The sequence below is a fragment of the Haloferax sp. Q22 genome (assembly GCF_001482285.1).
Taxonomy (GTDB): domain Archaea; phylum Halobacteriota; class Halobacteria; order Halobacteriales; family Haloferacaceae; genus Haloferax.
Genome location: NZ_LOEP01000009.1, coordinates 94,448 through 116,375 on the forward strand (window position 1 = coordinate 94,448; position 21,928 = coordinate 116,375).

The following is a 21,928-nucleotide window of genomic DNA, read 5'->3' on the forward strand; positions in this document are numbered from 1 at the left end:
ATGTCGGTCGCTAGTGCCGTCGCCGAACAGGTCCTCAACGGGCTCGTCGTCGGGATGGTGTACGTCCTGCTCGCGGCCGGACTCTCTATCATCTTCGGCGTCATGGACGTCATCAACTTCGCCCACGGCGAGCTGTTCGCTCTCGGCGCGTACTTCGCGTTCGCCATCGCCGGCCCTCTCGGCGGCGCGGGCTTCTGGGTCGCGCTCGTCGTCGCGCCCCTCCTCGTCGGCGTCGTCGGGATGGGCATCGAGCGGCTCACCGTCAAGCGGCTGTACGGCCGCGACCCGCTGTACCACATCCTCCTGACGTTCGGGCTCGTCCTCATCATCAACGACCTCATCACGTCGGTGTGGGGCAAGTCCGCCCAGCCGTTTCCGGTTCCCTCGGTCCTCGACCAGCCGGTCGCGCTGTTCGGGTTCAACTACTCGCTGTACAACTACGGCATCATCGTCTTCGGCTCGGCGCTGGCGCTCGGCACGTGGCTCCTGTTGAACCGCACCCGCTTCGGGATGATAATCCGCGCCGGCTCCGAGGACCGCGAGATGGTCCGTACCCTCGGCATCAACATCGACCGCTACTACACTCTGACGTTCGGGTTCGGCGCGGCGCTCGCCGGCGTCGCCGGCATCGTCCTCGGCGCGTACCAGAACGTCAGCCCGACGATGGGGAGTTCGGTCATCATCCCGGCGTTCGTCATCGTCGTTCTCGGCGGCCTCGGGTCGTTCCGCGGGGCCGTGGTCGGCGGTCTGTTCGTCGGTCTCGTCCAGACGTTCGCCCGGACGTACACGCCGTTCTTGGAGGGACTCATCGTCTTCCTGCTCATGATTGCCGTGCTCGTCGTCAAGCCGACGGGGCTGTTCGGCACGAGCGTCGGCGCGGGCGACCACCACGACGGTGCGCTCCTTCACGGCTCCGGCGGCGGCGTGCTGTCCGCGGAAACCCGCGCGAAACTCGGCTACGCCGGCGTTGGCGCGCTCCTCATCGTCCCGCTTCTCGCGGAGGTGACCGGCGTCACCTACTCCGTGACGCTCCTCGAAGACATCCTCATCTGGGCACTGTTCGCGCTCAGCCTCGACCTCGTGCTCGGCTACGCGGGCCTCGTCTCGCTCGGTCACACGCTGTTTTACGGGGTCGGCGCGTACGCCTCGGTTCTCACGCTCATGCACGTCTCACCGTCGGTGTTCGTCGCGCTCGTCGTCGCCGTCGCCGTCTGCGCGGCCATCGCGTGGGGCGTCGGCTACCTCTCGATACGCGTGTCCGGGGTGTTCTTCGCCATGATAACCCTCGGGTTCGCGGAGCTGTTCTACAACGCCGTGTTCAAGTTCGACTTCACCGGCGGCTCCGACGGCCTGTTCGGCGTCGACGCGTTCTACGGTCTCGCCGGCCTCGGCATCGACCCCGGCGAGTTCACGGTCCCGCTGGGTCCGTTCGTCCTCGACGGCGGCGTCGTCCAGTACTACTTCCTCCTCGCCGTCGTGGTCGGGTCGTACCTGCTGGCCCGCCGCCTCATCCGCGCACCGTTCGGCTCGGTGCTGCAGTCCATCCGCGAGAGCGAAGAACGCGCCTCGTTCATCGGCTACGACGTGACCGCCTACAAGCGCCGCGCCTTCGTCGTCTCCGGCGGCCTCGCGGGGCTCGCCGGCGGGCTGTTCGCCGCCAACAACGGCTACGTCGCGCCGTCGTTTCTCCACTGGATAAACTCGGGCGAGGTAATCGTGATGACGGTCCTCGGCGGCATGGGGACGCTCTACGGGCCGATGCTCGGCGCGGGCGTCTTCGTCGCCGCGGAGGACGTGCTCTCGTCGTACATCGACCAGTGGCAGCTCGTTATCGGCGTGCTGTTCGTCCTGTTCGTCATCTTCGTGCCGCGGGGGCTCGTGTCGCTCCCGCAGACGGTGGCGGACCACCCGATTTTCGAATCGGCCGTCGGCGACCGCGTCGGCGAACAGGCCGGCGTCACCGACCCGGAGGTAGACCGCCATGAGTGACCCTATACTGCGGACCGAGAACCTGACGAAAGAGTTCGGCAAGCTCGTCGCCGTCGACGACGTGACCCTCGACGTGGAACGCGGCGAGTTCCGGAGTCTCATCGGCCCGAACGGGGCCGGCAAGACGACGACGTTCAATCTCTTGACCGGCGCGCTCCGGCCGACCCGCGGTACCGTGACGTTCAACGGCGAGAACGTGACCGCGCTCCCGCCGCACGAGCGCGTGCGCCGCGGCCTCGGCCGGTCGTTCCAAATCACGAACGTCTTCTCGGGGCTCACGGTCCGCGAGAACGTCCGCCTCGCCGCGCAGGCGGCCCGCGAGGGCGGTTTCACGCCGGTCGAAGAGTACCTCCGGCGAAGCGACGCCTTCAACGACGTGAACGAGCACACCGACCGCGTGCTCGACCGCTCCGGCCTCTTGGGCCGCGGCGACGAACCCGCGGACGTGCTCGCCTACGGTGACAAGCGCCGGCTCGAAATCGCCATCGTGCTCGCCACCGACCCCGACATGGTGCTTCTGGACGAACCGACCGCCGGCATGAGTGCCGAGGAGACGCGGGCCACGATGGACCTCATCGACGAGGTGCTGTCGGACCGGACGCTCCTGCTCATCGAACACGATATCGACCTCGTGATGCGGGTGTCCGACCGCATCACGGTTCTCCACCGCGGCGAGGTACTGGCCGAGGGGACGCCCGAGGCCGTCTCGGAGGATCCGGAGGTCCGCGAGGCCTACTTCGGGGGTGTCGAGGCGTGACCGACGAACCGCTCTTGTCCGTCCGCGGACTCGTCTCGGGCTACGGGTCGACCCGTGTCCTGCAGGGCATCGACCTCGACGTGCCTCGGGGGTCGGTCGTCACGCTCATCGGGCGCAACGGCGTCGGCAAGACGACGACGCTCCGGAGCATCCTCGGGAACGTCCCGCCGTCCGAGGGGACTATCACCTTCGACGGGACGGACATCACGACGCTGTCGCCGGAGAAGACCGCCCGCGAGGGCATCGCACTCGTCCCCGAGGAGCGCCGCGTCTTCCCCGGCCTGACCGTCACCGAGAACGTCGAAATCGGCCGCATCGGCGGTCGTCGAGATGTCGAGAAACCGAGTGTCGACGCCATCGTCGACGAGTTCGAGAACCTCGCGCGCCACCGGAACAGCCGGGGGGCGAACCTCTCGGGCGGCGAACAGCAGATGCTCGCTATCGCCCGCGCGCTCGTCTCCGCGCCGGACCTCCTGTTGCTCGACGAACCGACCGAAGGGCTCGCGCCCGCTATCGTCAAACAGGTCCAGCGAAAAATCGAGGAACTGAACGACGACGGCGCGACCATCCTTCTGGTCGAACAGAACGTACAGGTCGCCCTCGACGCCGCGGACTACGTCTACATCCTCGACAAGGGCCGGGTCGTCCACGAGGGCCCCGCCGACGAGGTCGCGGCCGCCGACGAAGTGCTCGACCGGTACCTCGGCGTCTCGATGGCCGACTGACGGCCACCGGTCTCGTCGGCCGCCCGGCCGTGGCCGACCGACGAAACGAACTTAACGCACCTGTGCGAACTGGTGGCATGGACATCGAAGAGTTCTTCGAGAGCATGCCGTTCGCGCGGCTTTTGGGCGTCGAAGTCACCGAGGCAGTAGACGGGCACGCGGAGGGTCGAATCGAGATGCGCGAGGAGCTGTCATGGAATGCCGACCGGGTGATGGCCCACGGCGGCGTGACGTTCACGCTTGCGGACACGGTCGGTGGTGCGGCGCTCGTCAGCGAGGTCGACCAACCCGTTCCGACTATCGACATGCGAATCGACTACCTCAACGCGGGAACCGGAGACCTCCGCGCCGAGGCCGACGTGGTCCGACTCGGTGGCGACGTGGGAACCGTGGACGTGGACGTGTACGCGACGGACGGGAATCACGTGGCGACCGCGAGGGGAGTCTACAAGACCGGTTGAGTCCCCCGCCCGCCGCGAAGTTAGTAATCAACAATAGTTAATATTGTGCGCGAAAAGGGTATTTCGTAATGGAATACAGTGGCCCGACCAGTCTCTACATCGACGGGGACTGGGTAGCCGCGGCATCGGACGAGACCATCGAGACGCGCGACCCGGCGACCGAAGCGCCGTACGCCGAGGTCGCCCGCGCTGGCGAGGCGGACGTCGACGCCGCGGTGCGGGCGGCGAACTCGGCGGGCGCTCGCGGCGGCGAGTGGGAGACCACGAGCGCGGCCGAGCGCGGCGAGAAACTGCGCGCGATGGCCGACTTCATCGAGGCGCGGAAAGACGAGATCGCGCTCGTCGAGTCCCACGATAACGGCAAGACACCGTTCGAGGCCGGTATGGAGGTCCAGATGGTCGTCGACACCTTCCGCTACTACGCCGGGTGGACCGACAAGGTGACCGGCGAGTACAACCCCGTCCCCGGCCGGCGCGTCAACTACACGACCCGCGAACCGCTCGGCGTCACCGGACACATCGTCCCGTGGAACTACCCCTTCCAACTCGCGGGGCGCAGTCTCGCGCCGGCGCTCGCCTGCGGCAACACGGCGGTGGTAAAGCCGTCCAGCCAGACGCCGCTTTCGGCGCTCTACTACGGCCTCGCGGCCGAGGAAGCCGGCCTCCCCGACGGCGTGGTGAACGTGGTTCCCGGAAGCGGGTCCGAGGCGGGGTCGGCGCTCGCGTCGCACCCCGACGTGGCGCACGTCACCTTCACCGGCAGCACCGACGTCGGCAAAGGCGTCATGGCCGACGCCGCGGCCAACGTGACTGGGGTCACGCTCGAACTCGGCGGGAAGGGCCCCAACGTCGTCTTCCCCGACGCCGACCTCGACGCCGCCGCCAAGGGCGTCCACTACGGCATCTTCATGAACGCCGGCCAGATGTGCTGGGCCGGCTCGCGCCTGCTCGTCCACGAGGACGTTGCCGACGACCTCGTCGAGCGAATCGTCGCGCGCGCCGAGTCGACCCCGCTGGGATCTGGCATCGACGACGACGGCCGGATGGGACCGGTCGTCAGCGAGTCTCACCGCGAGGACGTGTTGGAGTACATCTCCCTCGGCGTCGAGGAGGGAGCGACCGTCGCCTGCGGCGGGGGCGTCCCCGAGGACAAGGAGACCGGCTACTTCGTGGAACCGACGGTTCTCACCGACGTGACGAACGACATGACCGTGGCCCGCGAGGAGATATTCGGCCCGGTCCTCGTCGTCACCGAGTTCTCGGACCGAACGGAGGCAGTCGAACTCGCCAACGACTCGCCGTACGGGCTTCTCGCCGGCGTCTGGACCGACGGGCTCTCTCGTGCTCACGGCGTCGCCGACGCGCTCGACTACGGAATGGTCAGCGTCAACGAGTACCCGGTCACGTTCCCGCAGACGCCCTTCGGCGGCACGAAACAGAGCGGCCACGGCCGCGAGCAGGGTGCGGAAGCCGTCCGCGAGTTCACGCAGGCGAAGAACGTGAACCTCAACCTCGGCTGATTCGCCCGCGAATTCGGCCCGCAACTCGCTGCAGTTTCGGGCCGCAACCCGCAATCCGCTGAACGCTTCGGCGTTCACTCCGTTGCCCGCTGAACGCTTCGGCGTTCACTCCGTTGCCCGCTGAACGCCCCAGCCTTCGACCCGCCGCCCCCGGACCGACCGCCGCGGCGCTCCGCGGACGTCGGTCCCGAAAAATCGCGCGTCTCCAGTCTCTCCGCCGACGCTATTCGAATCGCTGGAACGGCTCTTGACAGTCGTTACAGAAGTGCATCGACCGGCACAGTCCCGGCCCCTTCGGGTGCTCGCGGACGGTGTTCGTGCCGCCGCAGTACGGGCACTCCGCGCCCGACGTTTCGCCCCCCGTCTCGGTGCTGGGGTCGAAGCGGCGCATCGCTCACACCCCCAGTCCGAACTTGCGGAGGGCCTCGCGGCCCGCCTCGGTCACCATGTCGACGGTCCACTCCGGCGTGAACCGGAGCCGGACAGACGCCTCGTCGACGCCGGCCGCCAGAATCGCGCACTGCACGTCGTTTTCGAGGTAGTCGCGCGCCGGACAGCCGGTGTAGGTCAGCGTCATCTCGACGATACCGAGCGTCTTCGCCTCGCCGTCTTCGCCCTCCCGCTCGACGACGCGAACGTCGTAGATGAGGCCGAGGTCGACGATGCTCACCGGCATCTCGGGGTCCTCGATTTCGTAGAGGGCGTCCCAGATGTCGGCTTCGACGCCCGTGGCTCCGACACCCGTCTTCGGGAAGCCCTCGGGAACCGCGCCGTCGACGTACTCGGTGTGGCCGCAGGCGGTCGCGTCAGGGGCGTCGTCGGCGCTCACGTCAGACACGCTCCCTGCCGATTCGCGCCGGCTCGGGCGCTTCGAGCTCCTCGTACGTCCGCCGGAACTCCGCGGCCAGTTCGTCCCAGTGGTCGGTGTGGGTGCCGTCGCGACCGCGGGCGCTCGGGCGTTCGACCTCGTCGGGTTCGGGCACGTCGAGCCCGAGCGATTCGAGGTACGGGATGACCGTCTCCAGCCACTCGATGCGGAGGTCGGCGGTGGACATCGTCCGGAAGCCGTTGTCGATGATTGCCTCCTCGTGGTCGGGCTCGGCGAAAAGCGAGAGCGCGTGGGGGAACAGCCGGTCGAGCGCGTCCTGCACGCGGTCGCGGCTGTCGCCCTCGGCGAGGCGGTCGAGCCAGCTCTGGGCGTTTTCGAGGTGGTAACGCTCCTCGCTCAGCACCTTGCCGACGCGGTCGGCGAGCGGCGCGTAGCTGGTGTCGACGAGCGCGTCGAGACGCAGGCGTTCGGCGGCGTCGTAGAGGTAGCACCGCAGGATGACGTCGGCCCAGTCGCCCTCCGCGAACGGGAGTTCGACCAGCGTGGCGTGCCTGAACTCGTCGGCGGGGCGCTCCCAGATGAGTTCCGCTTCGGTGTGGCCGAGCTCTTCGAGCAGGTCGTACCACAGCCGAGCGTGGCCGAACTCGTCCTGCGCGACGTTCGCCAACGCGAGGTCGGACTCCAGCGTCGGCGCGTAAATCTGCCACTCGATGAGGCGCTCGCCGTGGACGTACTCGTCGTCCGCGAGGCGGAACAGCAGCTCTTCGAGCGCGGCGCGCTGTTCGGCGTCGAGGTCTTCGGGGTTGAGCGTCGCTGGCATGGTTAGCTGTCCGCCTCGAGCGATTTCTCCACGTCGGCCTGCTCGGCCTCGCTTTCGGCGACTTCCGGCGCGGCCGGTTCGATGTCCGTGTACGAGGTGGCCCAGCGGTAGGTCTTGTCGGTCGTTCCGCCGAAGCTCGTCTCGTCGGCGTCGATTTCGCCGATTTCGTCGTGCGGGACGACCCACAGGCTGTGGGTCTTCATCCGCCGGCCGTGCTGGACGGCCGCGAACTGCAGCGCCAACTCGCGGTCCGGCGCGTGGACGTTGCCGCAGTGTTTGTGGTACGCTCCCGGTTTATCCTGTCTGAACACTTCCCAAATCATGGCTCTCAGTCCGCCGCCTGCGGGGTTCCGGCCCCCGACGCGCCCTCCCAGCTGTGCATCGATTCGCGCACCCACTCGACCGCCGCTTGCGCCTGCGAGCGGGAGTTAATCTGCTCGTGGCTCCCCTCGGAGGCGTTCTTGGCGATGGTCCAGAACTCGTCCCAGTTCAGGTCGTCCTCGTTGACGTGGTAGGTGTCGAGTTCCTCGTCGTACTCGATGCGCGGGTACTCGGGGACGACGAGGCCGTACTTCTCGGCTTTCGGGACGTACGTGTCGAGGAAGGTGTCGCGCAGCTCGTCGTTGGACTTCGTCTTCAGGCCGACCTCCTGCGCGAAGTCGTTGTGGACGGATTTGTCGTTGGTCGGGCCGAAGAACTGGATGATCCGCGGCCACCACGTCTCGAAGGCGGCCTGCGTCTTCTCTTGTGTCGCCTTCGACCCGTTCATCAACTCGGAGAGGATGGATTCGCCGTGTTTGACGTGGAAGCCCTCCTCGAAGCACACCTTGTCCATCGCGTGGGCGTACGGCGTCCACGACGTGTTTTTGAGCGTCGCCTGCCGGTGCATGGCCGCGCCGTCGACGAAAAACGCTATCATCGGCACCTCGTGCCACGACTCCATCGGGTAGTGGAAGCAGTTGAGGAACTTCCCCTCACCGCGGGCGAGTTCGTCGAGCATCTCGTCGCGCGTCTTGACGCCGAGGGACTCGGCGGCGCGGTAGAGCAGTTGTGCGTGGCCGATTTCGTCCTGTACTTTCGCCGAGAACGCCAACTTTCGGTCGATGCTCGGCGCTTGCCGGATGAACGGCTTTTCGAGATACCCGCCCATCACCTCGCTGTTCGCGTGGAACTGAATCATCCGCGTCGCGGCCTTGCGGTACTCCTCGGGCATGTCGTCTTTCGGAGCGAACTGCCGCGGGCCCGCTCGTTCTTTGACGGTTTCGAGGTCCATTGGTCTATCAGGAACTATCATCTATAACTACTTACGAATTGACCCGTCCATGGCCTGCCTTTTTATATCCCTGTCGCGTACATACACGCCGATGATAGCGGAGTGCTTGGTGGCCGAGTTTCGAATCGACGGCGACGACTGCCCGTTGGCGCGGGCGACCGACGCGGTCCCCGTCGCGGTCGATGCGAACGCGCCGCAACTCCGCGCCGACGGCAACGTCCTGCTTCACTTTTCCGCCCCCGCGGACGACCGACTCCCCGAGGCCCTCGACGACGACGACGCCATCCGCTACCTCCACGTCACCCGCGGCGACGACACGTACACTTTCCGCTGTCTCTCGAAACACCCCTGCGTCGTTCACGAACTCGTCGACGCCGGCTTCCTCGTCGAGTCGATGCGGTACGACGACGGCGGCGCGACGATGCGCGGGGCGGTCGTCGGCTACGACGTGCTCCGCGGCGTGATGGAGACGGCCGGCGGCACTGTCGGCATCCAACTCCAGCGCGTCTACCCCCTCCGGGCGGACGAGGAATCACCCATCGGTCGGGCGTGGGACCTCACGCCCGCGCAGGAAGCCGCTCTCCGGGCGGCCGTCGAGATGGGGTACTTCGACCTCCCCCGGAGTATCACGGCTCAGGACGTTGCGGACGAACTCGGAATCAGCAAGTCGGCGTTCCTCGAACGGCTCCGCAGGGCACAACAGTCGGTGTTCGGGGCGCTGCTCGCGTGAGCCGGGATCGACGTCGACTCGCTCGACTCGCTCGACTCGCCCGGCAGTCCGCCGGCGAGGCTATTTACCCCGCGTCCCCGTAGCGCGGGTATGCGAGTCGACGACGCCGACGGCGTCCGGACCGTGACGTTCGACAGACCCGAGGCGAAAAACGCGTTCACCGCCGACGTGGCCCGAGAGCTCTCGGCGGCGCTCGAACAACTCACGCCCGAGGCGTTCGACGCCGCGGTGATAACGGGTGACGGCGACGCCTTCAGCGCCGGCGGTGACATTCGGGCGATGGCCGAACGCGACGAGACCGCCCGCGAGGCCTACGAGCGCGTCCGCGGCACCCTCGGCCGCGTCGCCGAGGCGATTCTCACCGCCCCGGTGCCGGTCGTCGCCCGCGTCAACGGCGACGCCGTGGGCGCGGGAACCTCCGTCGTCGCCGCCTGCGACTTCGCCTACGCCGCCAGCGACGCCCGGTTCGGCGCGTCGTTCGTCAACGTCGGTCTCGTCCCCGACGCGGGCGCGACAGTGACGCTTCCCCGGTTGGTCGGCCTCCGCGCCGCGAAGGAACTCGCCTTCACCGGGAAACTCATTTCGGCCGAGCGCGCCGCGGCACTCGACCTCGTGAACGAGGCGGTCGAGCCCGCCGACCTCGATGCCGTCGTGGACGAGACGGTGGAGACGCTCGCCGCACAGCCGACGGAGACGCTCGCGCTGGCGAAAGAAGCGATACACGCGAACCTCGGCCGGTCGTGGGCGGACGGCCTCGAACGCGAGGCCCACGCCCAGACCCTCGCCTACGACACTGACGCCCACGAGGAGGGCGTTTCCGCGTTCTTGGAGAAGCGGCCGCCGGAGTTCGACTGAGTCGGGGGCCCCGGCCTTGGCCCGTTTTGGTCCCGTTTCACTCACCCGTTCTATCTCGCCTCGTCTCGTCGTCCTCCCCTCAGTCGAGTCCGAGGAACCGCTCCGCGTTCTCCCAGAGGAGCTTTCGCTTTACTTCCTCGGGGGCGTCGAAGTGCTCCTCGAAGGATTCGAACCACCGACCCGGCCGAATCATCGGATAGTCGGTGCCGAACATCACCTTGTCTTGGAGGACAGTTTTCGCGTAGTGGAGCACCTGCTCGTCGATGTACTTCGGCAGCCACCCCGAGAGGTCCATGTAGACGTTGCCCTTCTGCTGGCAGATGGCGAGTTGCTCTTTCTCCCACGGGTACGCCGGATGGGCGATGAGAATCTGGAGGTCCGGATGCTCGGCGGCCACGTCGTCGATGAGCATCGGGTTGCCGTACTTGATTTTCAGGCCGCGGCCGCCGGGCGAGCACGCCCCGAGCGTGGAGTTCCCGCCGTGGAAGACGACCGGGACGCCGAGGTCCTCGATGGTGTCGAACAGCGCCGCGTGCTCGTCGTCGCTCGGGTCGAACCCCTGGGCGATTTGCTGGAACTTGAACCCCGAGAGACCGAGGTCTTCGACGCACCGAACCGCCTCCTCGACGCAGTCGTCTTTCAGCGGGTCGACGCTCCCGAAGCCGACGAAGAAGTCGGGGTGTGCGTCTCTGACCTCGGCCACGTAGTCGTTCGGAACCGGGGGATTCCCGGTGTTCGTCTCGGCGTCCCACCCGAGGAGCACCGCCCGCCCGATGTTGTGCTCGCGGTACTCGGCTATCATCTCCTCGTAGCTCCACGTCTCCATCTCCGCGCCGAACCTGTTCGCCGCGTCCCGCATCATCTCCCCGCCGGCGTCTTCGAGGAACTCCGCGGTCGGCTGATGGGCGTGCGTGTCGATGATGCGCGGCTCGTCGAGCCAATCCAACACGGTCATTCGTGTATGACTATCGCCGAGCGATAAAAATCGAACGGACGGAGCCGACCGAATGATGGCGCGGCGGCGTTGGCGTACCGCCACGGGAGGCGATTCGACGCGCAGCCCAATCAGTCACCGGCCAATCCTGTTTGGGTCCTGCTCAGTCGTCGTCTCGGTTCGAACCCTCTCCTCCGTCCTCGGCGAGGGCGCGCGTTCGCGGGTCGATGGCGGGGTCGCGCTGCTGTTTTCGAGCCCGACGCTTCGCCGCCCCGACGAGCGAGTCGTCGTCCGATTGCGTCTCGACGAACGTCTCGTCACCAATGGCGTTCTCGACGATATTTCGAAGACTTCCGAGTTTCTCGCGGTCATCTGGTGACCGACTCCGTGTTCGATCGCTGATGTGTCTCGACCCGTGGACGCCTTCACCTGACGACGTGCGCTGAGTGAACTGCGTTGCGTCGGTTATCATCAACTGTACTTGGTCTTTCGCGCGGTAGTGGTGGTCCTTCGCACCAGCGAACTCGAACCGCGCGCCCTCGCCGAGGTACGGGTGACTCACGCCGTCGGGGACGACGAACGCGACGCCTTCGGGCGCGCTCTCGTCGGTGAGGTAGCCGAGGATGTCCGGCGTCCCGGGGTCGTTCTTGTTGACCCACGCGACCTCGTCGACGGTCGCCTCCACGGTCACGTACGCCCCGCTCCCAGTGAGCTCCGAGAGCGTTCGGGTTGGCTTCTGAGTCTCGGTATCGCCTGAATCTGTGTTCGAGGCCGCTGTTCCTTCCCTGTCTACCGACGATTCCGTGGCCTTGGAACTTGAGCTCGATGGGTCATCTCCGATTGAGGCGAAAAGGTAGTTCACCTCATTGCCGCGCCCCCTCATGTAATTTGAGACGGTGATACTGACTCGTTGGGGACCCGACGAAGCCGAGAGCGAACTGTCGTCCTCGAAGATACATTTCACCTCAGAATCGGACTCGGTTGATTGTAGAAACCACGCACCGTCGCGCTTTTCGACGGTCAGTTCTCCCGTCGAACCGGATTCGGCGAACCAGTCCGTTGACATACTATCGGTTCGAACTCGGAAGAACATATGTGTTTCTCAGATTAGAGAACCGAATCCGGACGGGTCGTCAGCCCGACTTCGTGGCCGGGACATCGTCTGAACCCTATCTGCTCTCGCCGACCGGCGAGCCTAGTTGAAATGCCGAAAATAATATTCATTTGATATTTTCTCAAAAGAAGGCAGCGTGTCGTTGGGATTTTCCCGTAACAAACATTTTAGTAAATATTATTTCAAATGCTTATTGTGTTTCTAATTCTATCGTCGCCATCCTAATAAATGGGTTGCTGTCGACTGTACCCGTAATTTAACTCGGGAAGAAAAGACGAGTACCTTGGAAACGTACTCTATGTTTATTTCATTTCGGTCGTTATGGCGCGTATCTGAATCCCTATGTCGCTCCCAATTTGGTGTGGCAATCTTTTTATTGTTCTATTCCTCTCCGCGGATACGACTGCGCCCCACCCCGGGTGTTCCGCGCGATAATCGTCGCCGTCGCGGACCGTCGCTCGTCGCGCGGCTCCGTCGACTCGTCGTAGTAGAGCACGGTGAGGTCGAGGCAGGCCCGGAGCAGTTCGTTGGAGTCGAAGCGGTATCTGTCGGTGCTCGGCCCAACGGTCGCCGGCGGGTCGGCCCGCAGATGGTGCTGGTAGAACAGCACGCCGCCGGGCTTCAGCGCCGCCTTGATGTCCGCGAGGCGGTCCAGCGTCCGGAAGTAGCTGATGGTGACGAGGTCGTACGTCGACTCGGGAAAGTCGTGGGTCGTCGCATCGGCTTGAACCGTCTCCACGCGGTCGGCGAACCCGCGGGACCGAGCGCGCTCGTCGATGATGCTGAGTCCCTCTCCCGACTGGTCGAGCGCGTCGACCCGGTAGCCGTTTTCAGCGAGAAAGAGCGTGTTGCGCCCGTTTCCGGCGGCCACGTCGAGGGCGCGACCGTCGGGAAGTTCGTCGAGGTACGCCCGCAGCACCGGCGACGGCTCGGGGTCGGTCGGGTACGTTCCGGTCCGGTAGCGCTCGTCCCACTCCATAGAGGCGCTACGCGGACCGCCGTGTTCAAGTTACGGCGTCGTTCCCGGCGGACGGGACGGCGTCGAACGCTCACGTGGAACCGACGGCGGAGCGCCGGACCACCGGAAGCACCAGCGCTTTCCGCGCCAGCGACGTGGGGAGAGCCGTGACCACGATTCGCCCCGACGAACTCGACGCCCGCCTCGCCGACGGGGACGACCTCTTCGTCCTCGACATCCGCCCGGAGTCGAACTACCAGCGCGGCGCAATCGAGGGGTGCCAAAACATCCCCGTCTACGACGACCTCCGGTCGGGTGACGACGCCCCGCTTCGGGGTCGGCTGGACGAGATTCCGCGAGACCGCGACGTGGTCGTCGTCTGTAAGATGGGCATCGTCGCGAAGCGGGCGACGGGGCTCCTCCGCGAGGAGGGATACGACGCGGCGACGCTCGCGGGCGGGATGAGCGGGTGGAACGGCTACCAGCGCGGGTCGCTGGGCTACAAACTCCGGTCGCTCATTTGGCGACTGTTCTGAGGCCGTCGAGGAACTCCCGAAGGGCGTCCTCGAAGAACGCGGGGTTGTCGAGGTTCGACGCGTGGCCCGCGTCGGGAACCGCGCGGACCGTGGCGGTCGCAATCCCGTCGCCGAACGCCGCGGCGTGCCTGCGCACGAACGGGAGTTCGTTCTCGCCGTACAGAACCAGCGTCGGGACGTCGATGTCGCCGAGGACGACCGACGAGTCGGTGAACCGACTGATCGCCCGAATCACTTTGGCGAACTCGTCGGTCGCCATCGGCGGGCCGCGCTCCCGAAGACGCTCTACGTTTCCGTAGTCGCCGCCCGCGGCCGTTCCCGACAACCGCTCTTGGAACCAGACCATGACCTTCTCCACGCGCTCGTAGCCGACGAGTCGAACGAACGGAATCGTCAACCGCGGGACGACGAGTCGCTGGAACCGTTCGAGACGGTCGAAGACGACCGGGGAGAACGTGTCCGCGAGGACGAGCCCCGAGAGCCCGTCGGGATACCGCATCGCGTACGCCTGCGCCACGCAGCCGCCGGTCGACAGCCCGCAAATGACGGGCCTGTCGAGGCCTAACTCCGAGACGAGCGCGGCGAGGTCGTCGGCGAACAGTTCCATCGAGTACGTCGCCAAGTCGGACCCGCCGGTTCGGCCGTGTCCTCGAACGTCGTACGAGACGGTGGTGTAGTCGTCGCACAGCGCCTCAGTCTGGCGGTCCCACTGGCCGTGGTCGAGAATCGCCCCGTGGACGAAGACCACCGGCGGCCCCTCGCCTCGTCGTTCGTAGTAGGTGTCGATACCGTTCGTTCGGGCGAACGCCATGCGACCTAGTGGCGCGCTGAGAGCATGAGCACGCGCCCCTATGTATCAGACTGCTTATATTCTCATCGCCAGTACGGTCACTTATCCGTCTCCGGCAGAGAGTAGGCGGTATGACGATAGAAACCGGCGACTCCGTTTCGCTCGAATACGTTGGAAAGCTCCCCGACGGCACGGTTTTCGACACGTCGCGGCAGGACGTGGCCGACGCCGAAGGGCTCTCCGAGGCGCAGGGCGACCGCGACTACGAACCGCTCGTGGTCGAAGTCGGCGCGGGGACCGTCATCGAGGGCCTCGACGAGGCGCTCGTCGGCATGTCCGTCGGCGACGAAGAGAGCATCGAGATTCCGCCGGAGAAGGCCTACGGCGAGCACGACGAAGATCTCATTCGCGAGCACGAGACCGAACAGCTCCGCGAAGTGCTGGGCGACGAACCCGAGGAAGGGCTGTACGTCCAGACCCAGCAGGGCGGTCTCGGCGAAATCGTCCACGCCGACGACGACGTGGTGCGCATCGACTTCAACCACGAGCTCGCCGGCGAGACGCTCGTCTTCGACGTCGAAATCGTCGACGCGAACTAAGCCGCCGTCTCGCGGTTCGTTGCGGTTCTTCTCCCGCTATTCGCGCCACCGAGCGACGGCGTACACCACGCCCCCCACGAGAATCAGGACCGCGCCGACTCCGGCGACCCCGAGGCCGACGACGAACGCGCCCCCGACGCCGAAGCCGTCGACGTGCACGTAGGCGGTGATGCTGTGGAGCGTGCCCTCTTTTTCGACGAGCGCGGGGAAGCGGTCCACGAAGGCGTCGTTCACCCGCGGTCGGTAGCCGAAGTCGTCGCCCGAGGAGTTCCGGAGGATTCTATCGACCGTCTCTCTCGCTTCCGGTGAGAGGCGTTCATAGCTGTACGCCCCTCGCTCGACGGTGGTGTTGGCGACGCGCTGGAGCGTGACGTTTCGGGCGGTGACGAGCGAGCCGTTTTCTTCCACGCTGAGCCGGTAGTACTGCTCGCGGTCGCCGTAGGCGTCGTGGACGAACGTGTTGTTCCGCGCTATCGCGCGGAGGTCGGCTTGCGCGCCCGCCGCCGTCGTCCGGGCGGTCCCGTTCCGCATCGCCGTCGCCAGCGCCTCGCGGGTCTCGTTCGGCGCGCGGTACTCGCCGGCCGAGTATCGGTGGCTGACTTGGTGTACCGAAATCGAGACCGTCCGCCCGTGGCGACTCACGATAGTCTCGACGTCCGATTGGTTCGCGAGCGACACGGTCTCGGCTCGGTACGACTGCGAGGTTTGCGGCGGCGGCGACGTCGCCTCCGCGAGCGCGGGCAGGTACACCGGCGCGGGGAGACAGACGAGACCGACCACCGCGAGGAGGAGGGCGAGTTTCCGGAGACGCATCGTCGGATGTTCCGCCGAGCGCGGTAAGTGTTTTTTGTCGCTATCAGGTGTCCACGCGTCCGCAGTCTCCTACTCGTCCAGCCGCGGGTGGGCGTCGAGGCAGTCTCGAACCCGCTCACGCTCCTCGCGGGCCGAGGCCAACTCGTCGGCAACGACGCCCCGCCGGAGGCGGTCGCGCTGGTCTTCGGTGAGTTCGGCGCGGGCGACCGCAGCGGTGCGGAGGTGGTCGTACGACTCGTCGTACGTCAGTTCGTGGACCTCGCGGGCCCGCGCGACCGCTTCGTCGCCGGCGAACCGACTCACCACGGTGACGAGTTCCTTCGTCCGCCAGCGGAGTTCCGAGGCGGGCTCCGGCGGCCACGACACGGTCAGTGGGTCGGCGTCGAGCGTCTCCAGAAACCGCTTGTTCGTCCCGACGGCCGCGGAGAACCGCTTGGGGTCGTCCACGTAGTGGTCGAGTTTCGACCGCGAGTAGCCGGCGTACTCGACGAGTGTGGGAATCGGCTCGTCGCCGATGGCGGCGGTTTCGAGGTACTCGCGGAGTCGCTCGGGAGGACTGGGCGTCTCGACGAGCGGATAAGACTCCGCGGCCGCCAGCCACGCGAGCACCTCGCGGGCGGGCGACTCGGCGCGGAACCGGTCGAACGCCTCGGTCACGGCGTCGTCGTACCGTTCGATGGGATCGCGGAGCTCGTCCACCGGCGCGTCGATGTCGACCTCGCCGAGCCGTTCTACGCGTTCGAGGCGTTCGATTCGCGCGTCGAGTTCGTCTGCACGCTCCTGCACTCGGCGGTGGGCGTTCCGGTAGTCGTCTTTCGCCTCGTCCAGTTCGTCGAGAAGCGCCGCCTCCTCGCGGGCGGGGGCCAACTCGCGTCTGGCCTGCTCGAAGTCCGACGCCGACAGCGACGACGTGATGCCGGTCGTGAGCGAGTCGTTTGCGTCGATGAAGGCGTCGCTGTGGCGCACGTCCGCGGGGACCTCCTCAAGTCGGTTCGACAGCGCCTCGCGGAACGCGACGTAGCCTTCGAGGTCGTCGGTCGCCTGCTCCTCGTAGCGGTCGAGAATCCCCGTCACGTCGCGGACGGCGGACGCGAGCGTCCGAAGCTCCTCGCGGCCGATTTCGTCGACCGCCTCGCGTCGGCCGCGGAGGGTGTCGGCCGCCGTGCGGAGCGCCGCCACGGGGTCGTCGGCGAGCGCGGCGTCAGTCACGCCGCGGCACCTCGGGAGGGCGTCCCGTTCGCGGAATCGGTGTCATGCCCGACGAGTCGGTGCGCGAGGGTTGAAAACTTGGTGACCGAGGAAGACGGCGGGCGGTCGGCCGAAGTCGGCCGAGTCAGCGCCCGTCCCGGCCGGTCGCCACGTCGAACGCGGCGGCGACCGCGACCGCGAGCACGCAGAGCACGACCGACGGCGACAGGGAGAACAGGTCGACCATCCCGGGGAACGTGGTGACGACGAGGAGCGAAACGGTGTAGTAGACGCCGGCTACCGCGGCCGACGTGGGGGCTGGCGCGGCGCGCAGTCGGGGAAGCGCGAGCATCGCACAGAGCGCGACGCCGCCGGCGACGACGACCGAGCCGAAGAGCCCCGCTCCGGCGATGTCGGCGCGCGCGCCGAGGAACGTCCCGAGGCCGAGCGTCGCGTTCAGATAGGCCGCTCGGCGGAGGAGAAAGCCGTACCCCGCGTCGGGACCGAGACCGATTTCGTTGTCCTCGATGCGGTGCCACGGCGCGCCGACGGAGACGGCATCCATGCGGAGCGCACCGATGGCGAGACAGGCGACCGCCAGCGAGACGACGGCCGCGGTCGTGACCGCCACGGGCGTCGAGACGGTCATGAAGGCGACCCAGAGCATCGGCAGCGCGAGGAGGAGGTGCTGTCCGAGCCCGAAGTAAACCGTCGCGTCGAGCCACGCGTCGACGCCGGTTTCGTCGTCGTCTCCGCTCTGTCGGCGGTGGCGTCGCGTCCGCGTGCTGCCGCGGGGGGACTCGTCTGTCGGTGCCATGACCGTTCGATTGTGACTATCGAGTGATAACTGTGTGGTGCGGTTGGAGCTAGCGGTGCCGGCGATGGGGGAGTCCGCGGTCGCCGTCCGGCGAAAGGACTTACCGGCGACCGGGTGTATGACAAGCCATGTACGAGCGCATCCTCCTGCCCGTCGACGAGAGCACGTCGTCGAGCGCGGTTCTCCACCACGCCAGCGAACTCGCCCACTGGGACGACGCGGAGATACGACTGCTCTTCGTCGCCGACACGACCCGCGACAGCGTCACCGTGGTCGGGAACGACGTGGTCGACGCGCTCGAACGCGAGGGCGAGAGCGTCGTCGAGGAGGCGGCGGAGACGCTCCAGAACCTCGGCGTCGATTACTCGACGGACGTGGTGCAGGGCAACCCTGCCCCCACCATCGTCGAGTACGCCGACGAGTACGACTACGACCTCGTCGTGATGCCGACCCGCGGGCGCAAAGGCATCTCCCGACAGCTCCGCGGGAGCGTCACGGAGAAGGTCGTCCGCCTGTCGGACCGGCCGGTACTCACCGCCCGCATGAAGCCCGACGAGGAGCTGACGTTCCCCTACGAGCGCATCCTCATCCCGACCGACGGAAGCCGCTCCGCGAAACGAGCGACGAGCCACGGCCTCGCACTCGCAGCCGAACTCGACGCGACGGTTCACGTGCTGTCGGTCGTGGACGACTCCGCGCTCGGCTTCGACGTTCGGTCGATGCTCTCCGGCGAAGAGAGCGAGCGCGGCGCGAACGAGGCGATTTCGAAGGTCGTCGAGGAGGCGAACGAACGCGGCGTCACGAAGCTCGCCGAGACCATCGAACACGGCTCGCCGAGCGAATCGATTCGGGAGTACGTCGAAGGTAACGACATCCACGCCGTCGTGATGGGGACCACCGGTAGAAGCGGCGTGGACCGAATCCTCCTCGGGAGCGTCGCCGAGCAGACGGTTCGGAGCGCACCCGTCCCCGTCATCACGGTGTCGCCCGGCGAGGAGTAACCCGAGCGGGTCGCGGGCGGCGGGGTCGTCCGTCTCGGGATACAGCTATTACCCACGGGCGACGTATCGGCGCAGTAGCCGTGGTCGAACAGGACCGTCTCGGACGCCCGTCCAGCCCCGACAGCCGGAGGTCTCGATAGCGATGCTCCGCGCGACCATCCTCCTCGAACTGAACGAGGACTACGTGCTGTCGCACGTGAGTGACCTCGTCGACGGGCCGGTCGTCGTGACGAACTGCGAGGTGCTCGGCGAGACGGACATCCGCTTCGTCGTCGACGCCGGAGAACACCGCGACGAGATGGCCGACCGGCTCGCCGCCAGCGAGGTGGTCCGCGACCTCGAACTCGTCGGCGACGACCAACTGCTCATCACCAAGCGGTCCTCCGGCGCGCTCCCCGTCATCCGCGAGAACCACGGGATGCTCCAGCGGATGAGCCAGTTCTACGGGCGCTCGCGCGTCTTCGACGTGGTCGTGTTTCGGCGGGCCGACCTCAAGGCCATCATCTCGGGGCTCCGGTCGCTCGGCACCGTCGAACTCCGGCGGCTGAAACCCTTCGTCGGCCCCTCCACGCGGCTCTCGAAGCGGCAGGCCGAGGTCGTCGGCTACGCGCTCGAACGCGGCTACTACGACTGGCCGCGGGGCGTCACGGTCGAGGAAATCGCGGCGGCGTTCGAGGTGAGCAGACCGACCGTGTTGGAACACCTCCGCCGGGCCGAAAAGAAACTCCTCAGCGACGCGCTCGCCGACGCGACGACGCCGGCGAACCCCGATAGCACCTGATCTCGACTGACTCCGATACCGACCGCGTCGGCTCTCCGCGCACGCCGCGGGTCGGGTTTTAAGCGCCTAAGACACCTGAAACACGTCACCATTTTCGCGGGAACCAATATAAAGAGCCAACAGGGGTAGGCACTACTGACGTGGCCTCTACCGGTGTACGTATTGTTTACAATTACCATGATAGATGGGAATCACTCTCGTGGTGGAGACGGGCGGCAAACGCGCGGGTCGTCGCGCCGGACGTTCCTCGCGGCGGTCGGGAGCGCCGCGGCGGTGACGACGGCGGGCTGTCTGGGTGGCGGTGGTGGCGGCGGCTCCAACGAGCCGATTCGATACCTCTCGGACCGCGGCGACTCGAAGGACGTGATGGACGAGATTATCGCCGAGTTCGAGGAGGAGACCGACCACACGGTCGAGATGATTTACACGGCGAAGGGGACATCTTCGGACGCCGAGATGCAGAAGATGGTCGCCGCGGGCAACCCGCCGGACCTGCTTTTCGACACCTCGACGGACGCGTATCGGCTCCAGCGCGACGGCGTCCTCGCGCCGGTCACGGGGGCCGTCCAAGATAACGACCTGCCCGACCCGGTCAACGTCGGCGGCGAGTCGTACTTCGCGGCCGCGATGGTCGAACCGCTCATGGGCTGGTACCGAAACGACGTGTACTCGGAGATGCCCGCGTCGTGGAGCGAGTGGGTCGAGGCCGCCGGTGAGGTGTCGGCCAACGAGTCGATGGAGGGCTACGTCATCCAGTCGGGCCAGACGAACAACGCCGACACCCAGATGACGCAGTACCTCTGGCAGAACGACGTGGAGATTTACGGCGGTCCCTCCGACGGCATCGAGGTCAGACTCGACAACGACGACAACCGACAGGCGGCCGTCGAGACGTTCGAGTGGGTCCAGTCGATGGCCGAGTACTCGCCGAACGGCTCTGGGTGGGCGTGGGGCGACGCCATCGGCGCGCTCCAACAGGAGAACGCCGCGGCCATCGCCAGCGTCGGCGGCCTCCCCATCCTCACGATTCAGGCCAACCGCCCCGACCTCGTCGAGAACCTCAGTCCGATGCCGTTCCCCGTGCCGAGCGGGGCCGCACAGGACAAGTGGTGGTCGTACATGGAGGGCCACCTCGTCCGCAACGACGGCCAGAACACCGAGGGCGCACAGGCGTTCGTGGACTTCTTCACGAGTTCGTCGCGCTTCTTCGACTTCGTGCTCTCCGCGCCGCTGTTCCAGTTCCCGCCGACGCGGGAGCAACTCGACGCGCCCGAGGTGACCGAAAACGAGGTCATCCAACAGCACCCCGACGTGATGAATCTCGTCCGCGACAACTGGGACGCCTTTACGAGCGTCCTCGCCACCGGCGACGACGGCGCGCCGAACATCGTCGCGGCCGACGCCTACAGCGAACAGCTCTTCGGACAGGCGGCTGACCAGCTTCTCGTCGGCGGGCTCACGCCCGACGAGACGGTCGACTGGCTGGCCGAGCAACTCCGCGGGTTGCAATGAGTACGGCCCTCAAATCGCGGTTGGCGGCCGCCGGGTCGGCCCTCCGAGAGCGCGACGTGGACGGTACGACGCTCCTGTTGGCGGCGTGTTTCGTTCCGATGCTCGCGTTCTTCGTCGTGGTCTGGGTCATCCCCATCGTCTACGCGCTCGGAATGAGCCTGTTCGCGTCGCCGGTGCGGAACCCCGAGTTCGTCGGCCTTGGCAACTACGCCGAACTCCTCGGAAACGGCGCGTTCTGGGGCTTTCTCTGGAACAGCGTCGTCTACGCGGTGGCGACCACGGGGCTGAGCCTCATCATCGGGCTGGGGCTCGCGCTCGTCATCAACCAGCGCATCCGCGGCGGCGACGCCCTGCGGACGCTGATGATCTTCCCGTACCTCCTACCGACGCTCGTTGTCATCTTCATGTGGAAGTTCATCCTCGATCCCAACATCGGGATTCTGAACCAGTTCCTCGTCGACGCCGGGCTCATCGACAAGCCGATCGCGTTCTTCTCGACCCTGGAGTTTGCTATGCCGGCGGTCGTCGTCACGAGCGTCTGGAAGTTCGCCAGTTTCGCCTTCTTCATCCTGCTCGCGCGCCTGCAGGCCATCGACCCCGACCTCTACGAGCGGGCGCGGGTCGAGGGCGCGACGACGTGGCAGGCGTTCCGCGACATCACCTTCCCGCACCTCCGTGGCGCGATTCTCATCATCCTCCTCGTCAGGGGCATCTGGATGTTCAACAAGTTCGACATCATCTACCTCTCGACCCGCGGCGGCCCGCTCCAGCAGACGACGACGCTCCCGATTCGCGTCTACCAACTCGCGTTCAGCGAGGTGAACTTCGGCATGGCGACGGCGCTCGCCGGCGTCATGTTCTTCCTCCTCGCCGGCGTCGCGGTGGTCTACTTCCGGGCGTTCGCCCCCGAAAAGGAGGTGGCGTGA

General features: G+C 66.6%; 25 protein-coding genes. 13 read left to right on the forward strand and 12 right to left on the reverse strand.

Going from position 1 to position 21,928, the window contains the following annotated elements; all coding sequences use genetic code 11:
* The 5 genes from AM590_RS03545 to AM590_RS03565 all read left to right on the forward strand — a co-directional run bounded on the left by AM590_RS03545 (nucleotide 1) and on the right by AM590_RS03565 (nucleotide 5,452).
* Complete coding sequence (locus AM590_RS03545; protein WP_058826244.1) at nucleotides 1–1,989, forward strand: ABC transporter permease; 1,989 nt, start codon at nucleotides 1–3, stop codon at nucleotides 1,987–1,989.
* Nucleotides 1,982–2,746, forward strand: a complete 765-nt coding sequence (locus tag AM590_RS03550; protein WP_058826245.1) for an ABC transporter ATP-binding protein — start codon at nucleotides 1,982–1,984, stop codon at nucleotides 2,744–2,746. The genes AM590_RS03545 and AM590_RS03550 overlap by 8 nt, the downstream gene beginning before the upstream one ends.
* A complete protein-coding gene (locus tag AM590_RS03555) occupies nucleotides 2,743–3,471 on the forward strand; it encodes an ABC transporter ATP-binding protein (protein WP_058826246.1) in 729 nt (242 codons plus the stop codon). The genes AM590_RS03550 and AM590_RS03555 overlap by 4 nt, the downstream gene beginning before the upstream one ends.
* Nucleotides 3,472–3,548: 77 nt before the next feature.
* A complete protein-coding gene (locus AM590_RS03560; protein ID WP_058826247.1) occupies nucleotides 3,549–3,932 on the forward strand; it encodes a PaaI family thioesterase in 384 nt (127 codons plus the stop codon).
* Nucleotides 3,933–4,000: 68 nt separating this feature from the next.
* Nucleotides 4,001–5,452: an aldehyde dehydrogenase gene (locus AM590_RS03565; RefSeq protein WP_058826248.1), complete on the forward strand. Its 1,452-nt coding sequence runs from the start codon at nucleotides 4,001–4,003 to the stop codon at nucleotides 5,450–5,452.
* Between the two features lie 223 nt (nucleotides 5,453–5,675).
* On the opposite strand, the gene paaE is transcribed toward AM590_RS03565, so the two are convergent.
* From paaE to paaA, 5 genes are read right to left on the reverse strand one after another with little or no spacing between them, the layout of a single operon-like run.
* Nucleotides 5,676–5,843 (reverse strand): 1,2-phenylacetyl-CoA epoxidase subunit PaaE, encoded by a 168-nt coding sequence (gene paaE, locus AM590_RS20735; RefSeq protein WP_172795748.1) that lies wholly within the window; start codon nucleotides 5,841–5,843, stop codon nucleotides 5,676–5,678.
* A 3-nt stretch (nucleotides 5,844–5,846) separates the two neighbouring features.
* Entirely contained in the window at nucleotides 5,847–6,290 is a 444-nt protein-coding gene (locus AM590_RS03570; RefSeq protein ID WP_082677647.1) for a metal-sulfur cluster assembly factor, read from the reverse strand.
* Nucleotides 6,283–7,101, reverse strand: a complete 819-nt coding sequence (gene paaC, locus AM590_RS03575; protein WP_058826250.1) for a 1,2-phenylacetyl-CoA epoxidase subunit PaaC — start codon at nucleotides 7,099–7,101, stop codon at nucleotides 6,283–6,285. Before paaC ends, AM590_RS03570 begins: the two co-directional genes overlap by 8 nt.
* Nucleotides 7,102–7,103: 2 nt before the next feature.
* Entirely contained in the window at nucleotides 7,104–7,424 is a 321-nt protein-coding gene (gene paaB / locus AM590_RS03580) for a 1,2-phenylacetyl-CoA epoxidase subunit PaaB (protein ID WP_004040859.1), read from the reverse strand.
* Nucleotides 7,425–7,429: 5 nt separating this feature from the next.
* The gene (gene paaA, locus AM590_RS03585; protein ID WP_058826251.1) at nucleotides 7,430–8,374 is read right to left on the reverse strand and encodes a 1,2-phenylacetyl-CoA epoxidase subunit PaaA; all 945 of its coding nucleotides are present in this window, start codon (nucleotides 8,372–8,374) and stop codon (nucleotides 7,430–7,432) included.
* A 91-nt stretch (nucleotides 8,375–8,465) separates the two neighbouring features.
* Here paaA and AM590_RS03590 point away from each other — a divergent pair, with 91 nt between their 5' ends.
* Together AM590_RS03590 and AM590_RS03595 are read left to right on the forward strand one after the other, a co-directional pair.
* The gene (locus tag AM590_RS03590) at nucleotides 8,466–9,104 is read left to right on the forward strand and encodes a helix-turn-helix domain-containing protein (protein WP_058826252.1); all 639 of its coding nucleotides are present in this window, start codon (nucleotides 8,466–8,468) and stop codon (nucleotides 9,102–9,104) included.
* Nucleotides 9,105–9,194: 90 nt separating this feature from the next.
* Nucleotides 9,195–9,959: an enoyl-CoA hydratase/isomerase family protein gene (locus AM590_RS03595; RefSeq protein ID WP_058826253.1), complete on the forward strand. Its 765-nt coding sequence runs from the start codon at nucleotides 9,195–9,197 to the stop codon at nucleotides 9,957–9,959.
* Nucleotides 9,960–10,038: 79 nt separating this feature from the next.
* Here AM590_RS03595 and AM590_RS03600 read toward each other — a convergent pair whose 3' ends face one another.
* From AM590_RS03600 to AM590_RS03610, 3 genes are all read right to left on the reverse strand, one after another.
* Complete coding sequence (locus AM590_RS03600; protein ID WP_058826254.1) at nucleotides 10,039–10,914, reverse strand: amidohydrolase family protein; 876 nt, start codon at nucleotides 10,912–10,914, stop codon at nucleotides 10,039–10,041.
* 142 nt (nucleotides 10,915–11,056) lie between these two features.
* Nucleotides 11,057–11,584, reverse strand: a complete 528-nt coding sequence (locus tag AM590_RS21075) for a hypothetical protein (RefSeq protein ID WP_253805840.1) — start codon at nucleotides 11,582–11,584, stop codon at nucleotides 11,057–11,059.
* Between the two features lie 796 nt (nucleotides 11,585–12,380).
* Nucleotides 12,381–12,986, reverse strand: a complete 606-nt coding sequence (locus tag AM590_RS03610; protein ID WP_058826256.1) for a bifunctional 2-polyprenyl-6-hydroxyphenol methylase/3-demethylubiquinol 3-O-methyltransferase UbiG — start codon at nucleotides 12,984–12,986, stop codon at nucleotides 12,381–12,383.
* Between the two features lie 146 nt (nucleotides 12,987–13,132).
* On the opposite strand from AM590_RS03610, the gene AM590_RS03615 reads away from it, so the two are divergent.
* Complete coding sequence (locus AM590_RS03615) at nucleotides 13,133–13,501, forward strand: rhodanese-like domain-containing protein (RefSeq protein WP_058826299.1); 369 nt, start codon at nucleotides 13,133–13,135, stop codon at nucleotides 13,499–13,501.
* On the opposite strand, the gene AM590_RS03620 is transcribed toward AM590_RS03615, so the two are convergent.
* Nucleotides 13,482–14,312 (reverse strand): alpha/beta fold hydrolase, encoded by an 831-nt coding sequence (locus AM590_RS03620; RefSeq protein WP_058826257.1) that lies wholly within the window; start codon nucleotides 14,310–14,312, stop codon nucleotides 13,482–13,484. The two genes, AM590_RS03615 and AM590_RS03620, sit on opposite strands and share 20 nt — an antisense overlap.
* 110 nt (nucleotides 14,313–14,422) lie before the next feature.
* On the opposite strand from AM590_RS03620, the gene AM590_RS03625 reads away from it, so the two are divergent.
* Nucleotides 14,423–14,890 (forward strand): peptidylprolyl isomerase, encoded by a 468-nt coding sequence (locus tag AM590_RS03625; protein WP_008093880.1) that lies wholly within the window; start codon nucleotides 14,423–14,425, stop codon nucleotides 14,888–14,890.
* 36 nt (nucleotides 14,891–14,926) lie between these two features.
* Here AM590_RS03625 and AM590_RS03630 read toward each other — a convergent pair whose 3' ends face one another.
* From AM590_RS03630 to AM590_RS03640, 3 genes are all read right to left on the reverse strand, one after another.
* Nucleotides 14,927–15,703 carry a hypothetical protein gene (locus AM590_RS03630; RefSeq protein WP_058826258.1) on the reverse strand — a complete coding sequence of 259 codons (777 nt, stop codon included), beginning with the start codon at nucleotides 15,701–15,703 and terminating at the stop codon, nucleotides 14,927–14,929.
* Nucleotides 15,704–15,772: 69 nt separating this feature from the next.
* Nucleotides 15,773–16,912, reverse strand: a complete 1,140-nt coding sequence (locus AM590_RS03635; protein ID WP_058826259.1) for a hypothetical protein — start codon at nucleotides 16,910–16,912, stop codon at nucleotides 15,773–15,775.
* Nucleotides 16,913–17,036: 124 nt separating this feature from the next.
* The gene (locus AM590_RS03640) at nucleotides 17,037–17,708 is read right to left on the reverse strand and encodes a hypothetical protein (RefSeq protein WP_058826260.1); all 672 of its coding nucleotides are present in this window, start codon (nucleotides 17,706–17,708) and stop codon (nucleotides 17,037–17,039) included.
* 128 nt (nucleotides 17,709–17,836) lie between these two features.
* Between AM590_RS03640 and AM590_RS03645 the strand changes: the two genes are divergently transcribed.
* The 4 genes from AM590_RS03645 to AM590_RS03660 all read left to right on the forward strand — a co-directional run bounded on the left by AM590_RS03645 (nucleotide 17,837) and on the right by AM590_RS03660 (nucleotide 21,928).
* Nucleotides 17,837–18,709 carry a universal stress protein gene (locus AM590_RS03645; RefSeq protein WP_058826261.1) on the forward strand — a complete coding sequence of 291 codons (873 nt, stop codon included), beginning with the start codon at nucleotides 17,837–17,839 and terminating at the stop codon, nucleotides 18,707–18,709.
* Nucleotides 18,710–18,851: 142 nt separating this feature from the next.
* A complete protein-coding gene (locus tag AM590_RS03650) occupies nucleotides 18,852–19,490 on the forward strand; it encodes a helix-turn-helix domain-containing protein (RefSeq protein WP_004967876.1) in 639 nt (212 codons plus the stop codon).
* Between the two features lie 273 nt (nucleotides 19,491–19,763).
* Nucleotides 19,764–21,002 (forward strand): ABC transporter substrate-binding protein, encoded by a 1,239-nt coding sequence (locus AM590_RS03655; protein ID WP_058826262.1) that lies wholly within the window; start codon nucleotides 19,764–19,766, stop codon nucleotides 21,000–21,002.
* The gene (locus AM590_RS03660; protein WP_058826263.1) at nucleotides 20,999–21,928 is read left to right on the forward strand and encodes a carbohydrate ABC transporter permease; all 930 of its coding nucleotides are present in this window, start codon (nucleotides 20,999–21,001) and stop codon (nucleotides 21,926–21,928) included. Before AM590_RS03655 ends, AM590_RS03660 begins: the two co-directional genes overlap by 4 nt.

Bases quoted from the DNA above. Each gene is read 5' to 3' on its own strand.
- AM590_RS03545 (WP_058826244.1), top strand. From the start codon at position 1: ATGTCGGTCGCTAGTGCCGTCGCCGAACAGGTCCTCAACGGGCTCGTC.
- paaE (WP_172795748.1), bottom strand. From the start codon at position 5,843: ATGCGCCGCTTCGACCCCAGCACCGAGACGGGGGGCGAAACGTCGGGC.
- AM590_RS03645 (WP_058826261.1), top strand. From the start codon at position 17,837: ATGTACGAGCGCATCCTCCTGCCCGTCGACGAGAGCACGTCGTCGAGC.
- paaB (WP_004040859.1), bottom strand. From the start codon at position 7,424: ATGATTTGGGAAGTGTTCAGACAGGATAAACCGGGAGCGTACCACAAA.
- AM590_RS03610 (WP_058826256.1), bottom strand. From the start codon at position 12,986: ATGGAGTGGGACGAGCGCTACCGGACCGGAACGTACCCGACCGACCCC.
- paaC (WP_058826250.1), bottom strand. From the start codon at position 7,101: ATGCCAGCGACGCTCAACCCCGAAGACCTCGACGCCGAACAGCGCGCC.
- AM590_RS03625 (WP_008093880.1), top strand. From the start codon at position 14,423: ATGACGATAGAAACCGGCGACTCCGTTTCGCTCGAATACGTTGGAAAG.
- AM590_RS03550 (WP_058826245.1), top strand. From the start codon at position 1,982: ATGAGTGACCCTATACTGCGGACCGAGAACCTGACGAAAGAGTTCGGC.
- paaA (WP_058826251.1), bottom strand. From the start codon at position 8,374: ATGGACCTCGAAACCGTCAAAGAACGAGCGGGCCCGCGGCAGTTCGCT.
- AM590_RS03660 (WP_058826263.1), top strand. From the start codon at position 20,999: ATGAGTACGGCCCTCAAATCGCGGTTGGCGGCCGCCGGGTCGGCCCTC.
- AM590_RS03630 (WP_058826258.1), bottom strand. From the start codon at position 15,703: ATGCGTCTCCGGAAACTCGCCCTCCTCCTCGCGGTGGTCGGTCTCGTC.
- AM590_RS03600 (WP_058826254.1), bottom strand. From the start codon at position 10,914: ATGACCGTGTTGGATTGGCTCGACGAGCCGCGCATCATCGACACGCAC.
- AM590_RS03640 (WP_058826260.1), bottom strand. From the start codon at position 17,708: ATGGCACCGACAGACGAGTCCCCCCGCGGCAGCACGCGGACGCGACGC.
- AM590_RS03595 (WP_058826253.1), top strand. From the start codon at position 9,195: ATGCGAGTCGACGACGCCGACGGCGTCCGGACCGTGACGTTCGACAGA.
- AM590_RS03620 (WP_058826257.1), bottom strand. From the start codon at position 14,312: ATGGCGTTCGCCCGAACGAACGGTATCGACACCTACTACGAACGACGA.
- AM590_RS03560 (WP_058826247.1), top strand. From the start codon at position 3,549: ATGGACATCGAAGAGTTCTTCGAGAGCATGCCGTTCGCGCGGCTTTTG.
- AM590_RS03590 (WP_058826252.1), top strand. From the start codon at position 8,466: ATGATAGCGGAGTGCTTGGTGGCCGAGTTTCGAATCGACGGCGACGAC.
- AM590_RS03650 (WP_004967876.1), top strand. From the start codon at position 18,852: ATGCTCCGCGCGACCATCCTCCTCGAACTGAACGAGGACTACGTGCTG.
- AM590_RS03565 (WP_058826248.1), top strand. From the start codon at position 4,001: ATGGAATACAGTGGCCCGACCAGTCTCTACATCGACGGGGACTGGGTA.